We start from the raw sequence: 3,153 nt of genomic DNA, 5'->3' as shown, positions 1-3,153 counted from the left end.
CCCGTGGATGTTCAGATGTGGTTTGACTTTTACCGTCAGATTGCGTAACTAAAATCTCCCAAGTTTAATTATACGGATTTGACGGCAGGGGTCAGTTCAGTGGACACGCAGTTTCCTGATAAGCTTTATGGATGACTTCACCGCCTTCATAGGTTTATCTGCGTCCACTGATAATACTGCTGACATATAAAGTGGAAACCAGCTCGATGCTGGCATCACGGATAAGCCATGCTGCGCCAATAGGGTCTGAGGTAAGGGTATTCATCATGAGTGACTCAAGCGATTATAAATAAGCCATTTTGCAGAAAAGCAATTATAAATGCAACACAATGGTTATTATTGGCCTACTTTGCATTAAATCGATTTTAATATGACGTTGTGATGCCCTTAGATCAAGACAAAATGGCATGTTGCTTAGATATAATGAGTTCCTATTTTTGCAAATAATGTCTTTTGTCTGACACATAAGGGTCTACTAATCAGATGCTTATAAACACTAGCGTCTGAAAATACAAATAGAAAAATGGGTTGATATTTAAAATCTTTCAGCTACTAGCCCTGCTTTAAGACACGATAAACAGTAGCCACCCCAGTACCGACTGCCTTAGCAATTTCTTCTTTTGTCATATTGGTTTGACTGGCCAATTCTTTAATACGGTTATGTTTTGCGGTATTGGCTTTCTTACCAGTGGGCTTATAGCCACTATTAGCCAATCCCTGCTTGATGCGCTCTCTACGCTTATCGTTATCCAGCTTTGCCATGGTCGCCAATAAATCGATCAGCATATCGTTAATAACTCTTAGAATCTCACCTGTCATACCCTCGCTAACCGTATGTGTGGTTGGTAGATCAGCCACCACTAGTCGTAAGCCCTTATCTTTGATACGCTGCTTTAGAATCGCAAAATCATCTTGTGACAACCTACTCAATCTGTCCACACTTTCAACTAGTAAGATATTACCTTCTTCAGCGTCATTGAGTAACTGAGCCAGTGCGGGTCTATCAAGCTTTGTGCCACTGAAGTGTTCAACGTAATCAACGAAATTATCATCATAGCTTTTACTGAACGTAATCAAATCATTCAATGCTCTGGTCGCGTCTTGATCCTTAGTGCTGGCTCTCACATAAATACGAACGGTCATAACGTCTCTTTGTATTATTTAGACTTAATAATATATGTTCATTGATAATAGCAAAATATTACTATCATTTAATAAAAGAAACAAGTCTAATGATAGTAATTTTATCGTTTAGAGGTTTTATGTTTTGAGTATAGGCTAATGATAGGAAAAAAGCACAGCAACCAGTCCTATAATTCTAAAGTCTGTTATAGATGGTTCCATATTAACAGTCTATTTTGAGTAGTCTGTTAATATGTTTGAAGGGTGAGATAGCTGGTTCCGCTAAGGTATAGATCGCTAAGACCGGTGTGGTTTGATTTTTATCATCAGGCTGCGTAATCAAAATTTCCCAAGTTCAACTGTACGGATTTGACAGCAGGGGTCATAGAGAGTGGGATGAATTTCATAATAGAAAATACATTTACGATTGAACCTATCCAAAACTTAATTACTGCATCTACTGCAGCATTAGGTTGTGGACTACTCATTGGTCTAGAAAGAGAGCGTAGCAAACAACGTGAAAATCAACACAGCTTTGCAGGTATTAGATCTTTTGCAATTTGCTCTTTATTAGGGGCAATTTGCTTTGCTTTCGGTTTATTTATGGGGCTCATAGGAGCATTGATAGTAGGTGGTATAAGTATCATCTCTACTAATAAACAAATTGAAGATCCAGGTGTAACCACTGAACTTGCTTTTATACTCACCTATTTTATAGGCGGACTATGTTTATGGCATATTCCTTATGCAGCGGCACTTACAGTCGTCCTTACTTTCCTTCTAGTGACAAAGCATTCAATGCATGGAGTAGCGGTTAGATGGATTACTGAGCGTGAATTTAAAGATGGTATCTTTTTACTGGCCTTGCTTTTAATTGCACTTCCTTTAACCCCCAATAGGGATCTTTGGGGTTCAGTACTAAATCCTTATATTATTTTAAAATTATTGATATTGATTTTAACCATTCAAGCACTAGCACATATGGCAAAGAGGCTTTTACCATCACGCCACGCCATGTTTTTATCTGCTTTAGCATCAGGATTTATATCCAGTACAGCCACGATTGCAAGCCTTGGAATAGAAGTTCGTCAGGGTCGTGCAGATGCAAAAGAAAATGCTGGAGCTGCGCTTATATCATGTGTCGCAACAGTGGTACAGCTTCTTATTATTGTTGCAGGTGTAAGTTTTAGCTGGCTTAAAATTTTATTATTCCCCTCTATTATTGCCATGATAGTTTTAATTATTCCTGGGATATGGTTGATGAGAAAAGCTCGATCCGAAGAGAAAGCTAAGTTAACTGATACACCCATGTTTAGTTTAAAAGAGGCAGGTATCATTGTAGTCACACTTACTATTATTCAAGTACTTGTTTATGGTTTAAGTTTATGGCTGGGTGACGCCGGTCTTATCGCAGGAACCGTACTGAGTTCTATGTTTGAGGTGCATGCAGCAATGGCTGCTGTAGTCATGCAAGGGAACCCAACTAACCCTATTTTATTGCTCGCCTTATTATTGGGTTTAGCGACACATGCAATTTCTAAATCAATTAATGCGGCAATTACGGGTGGTTTTCAATACGCACTTGCTTTTGTTCCAATCCAAATTATTCATATGATTGTTTTAATTATCTTGATATATACTATGACAAATAATTAAAAAAACTCGGTGGTGTGTCAGAAAGTATGCTGGGGAATAAAGGAGGGTGACAGCCGAGGCAAGATGATATATTTGAGTAGATATCAGCTGCCCCGACTGTCACAGTCCCGGTTTAAAGAAACCCCGATATTAACAACGTCACCTAAGGAAAGTAAACTTCATACCTCAGTCTTCTACACTATATAAATAGTAGCATATAGAGCTTTCTCGACTCATAAGATTTAAATAAACCCATAGTAATTATAGATATTAATAATATTTCGAGCACTATAATATTGAGGGATCCACTACCTAATAAGTTATAGTGCAGATTGTATAGGTTAACTGATCTCTAATATCGCTCTCAAATTCGGAACTGAATCTTTAACTTGATTA

At 38.0% G+C, this 3,153-nt stretch carries 2 protein-coding genes; one reads left to right on the top strand and one right to left on the bottom strand.

All coding sequences use genetic code 11. The features are described from left to right. Positions 1-552 precede the first annotated feature (552 nt). Positions 553-1,143: a recombinase family protein gene (locus tag C8D84_RS13630; RefSeq protein ID WP_109592803.1), complete on the bottom strand. Its 591-nt coding sequence runs from the start codon at positions 1,141-1,143 to the stop codon at positions 553-555. Between the two features lie 375 nt (positions 1,144-1,518). Between C8D84_RS13630 and C8D84_RS13625 the strand changes: the two genes are divergently transcribed. Further along, positions 1,519-2,778, top strand: coding sequence for an MgtC/SapB family protein (locus C8D84_RS13625; RefSeq protein WP_109592801.1), 1,260 nt, complete (start codon positions 1,519-1,521; stop codon positions 2,776-2,778). Positions 2,779-3,153 lie beyond the last annotated feature (375 nt).

Source organism: Psychrobacter immobilis, from assembly GCF_003148585.1.
GTDB classification, from domain to species: domain Bacteria; phylum Pseudomonadota; class Gammaproteobacteria; order Pseudomonadales; family Moraxellaceae; genus Psychrobacter; species Psychrobacter immobilis.
This window is presented reverse-complemented; position numbering and strand designations above follow the sequence as displayed.